Below are 1742 nucleotides of genomic sequence, written 5' to 3' on the forward strand. Positions count from 1 at the left end.
CATCCCGGGTGGGGCCCAATATTCGTGACGACACGCTGACCCCACCGCGCAGCGGATCACCGCCCCAGATGGAGCCAAAATTCATGAAGAAAACCGACCCAACTGGGGCCAACTCAGGTGATCACACCCAGTTGCGCGTCGCTCGGGATGACGATGATGGCGTCATCGAGGTTGACGAGGATCAGGTGATGAGACCCCTCGCTCCGCGTGCTGTGAGGGCCGTGGTGAGTGTGCTGACGGCGCTGCTGTCGGACTGACGCGGTGTTAGGCGCGTTGACACGGATTAGGTTCAGCCCGCAGCGGTTTCGGCAATGGCGATACGTGCTGCTTTCTCGTCGACGATGCGTGATCGGCGGCGAACGCGGCGGTCAGCGCGTACAGGGCGAGGTTGTTGACGACGCGACCTACCTGCCGAGCAGTGCGTCCACTGAGCCGATGCCCTCCTCGCGGAAGCGTTCCATGAAACTCTCGCCCCAAGCGAACGCCACCTTGACGGGGCGGTCCTCGCCCACCCGGGCGACGTGCCCCGCCTGTGCGCGGTAGCCGCCCCAACGGGCAGCGGAGAACTGTGACAACTGACCGCCCGGCTCCATGGAGAACACCCATGTTCGCCCGTCGTGGGATCGGTAGCCAATCCGCTGCGCCCAATCTTCCGGGTCTGGGTCCACGCCACCGTCGGTGCCGACATCCATAACCACTGGACCCTGCCGATCAGCTACTGCGGCAAAGTTGAAACCGCCACGTCCGATCGCAAGCTGGCCCCATTCGACCTCGCCATTTTCGAACTCCGTCGCGAACGCCGTCCAGGAGAGCTGCGCGCCGTTGAAAATTCGCCACTCCTTCCAGTCAAAGCCGTGCGGCCAGTAGCCGTGATCGATGAAAACGAAGCCCTGCACCTTCTCGCCCAAGACGGTTCCTGAGGCTATGTACAACTCGCTGGTGTAGAAGAACGGGTTTTCGTGGTCGAGAGCGCCGATCTGGATGCCAGGGCCCGCCAGGTCCCCTTGCAGCTCCAAGATCTGGCCCTCACGCCAGGCAAGGGCACCCGGGGTCAACCGCAGGTCCAGCCCCTCCTCCGGCGCGCCGCCGGCCTTACCGAGCAACGATCCGTGCATGCGATGCTCAGCCCCGGAAAATTCACGTCTGACTTCGCCACGAACGGTCTGCAACGACTCCGGCGCCAACCTGGCCTGGCCGGAGCGAGTGTTCATCAGCCACAGCCCTGCGGTCATCGGACCGCAAAATTTGCGCTCGATGGCGTGCAAGGCCCCAGACTCATCTCGCCAGCCGCCATAGATGTACCACGACTGCTCGGTCAAACCGAACGGTCGCTCTGTGGGACGGTGCATCGCGAGCTGAGGCTCATAGCACGCTACCGACGTGGCGAACCCTAAGTCGCCCAACGTGACAACTGTACTCACCGGCAACACCTTTCGATCGTCTTGATTCGTACTTCTCGCGTGCGCCGCGGCGGCTGCGGGGCGCCGGCCGTAGGTCTGCCATCAACCCAAATAATTATAACCACGTTAGTGAGCTCAAGCGGCGAAGCCGCAAATCCTGAGTCAAGTGTTGTTCGATGGGTGTTCGAATCGGTGCCTTTCCATGGCGGGGTCGGGGTGCTGTCGGCTGTTCAGGTGGGCAGGCGGGCGCGTCGGGTGAGGTCGGTGAAGGCGTGCCGGTAGGCGGTGGCGGTCTTGCGTAGCGGTGGTGGGTCGGCGCCGCGGTCGGTGGCCTCGGCCGTG

At 63.7% G+C, this 1742-nt stretch carries 2 protein-coding genes; one reads left to right on the forward strand and one right to left on the reverse strand.

Annotated features, from left to right (window positions below):
* On the forward strand, positions 1–257 hold a 257-nt coding region (locus EET03_RS30640; RefSeq protein WP_208649169.1), incomplete at its 5' end, for a hypothetical protein.
* 147 nt (positions 258–404) lie between these two features.
* Here EET03_RS30640 and EET03_RS29600 read toward each other — a convergent pair.
* Positions 405–1421 carry a hypothetical protein gene (locus EET03_RS29600; protein ID WP_075542784.1) on the reverse strand — a complete coding sequence of 339 codons (1017 nt, stop codon included), beginning with the start codon at positions 1419–1421 and terminating at the stop codon, positions 405–407.
* Positions 1422–1742 lie beyond the last annotated feature (321 nt).

Source organism: Mycobacterium innocens, assembly GCF_900566055.1.
Taxonomy (GTDB): domain Bacteria; phylum Actinomycetota; class Actinomycetes; order Mycobacteriales; family Mycobacteriaceae; genus Mycobacterium; species Mycobacterium innocens.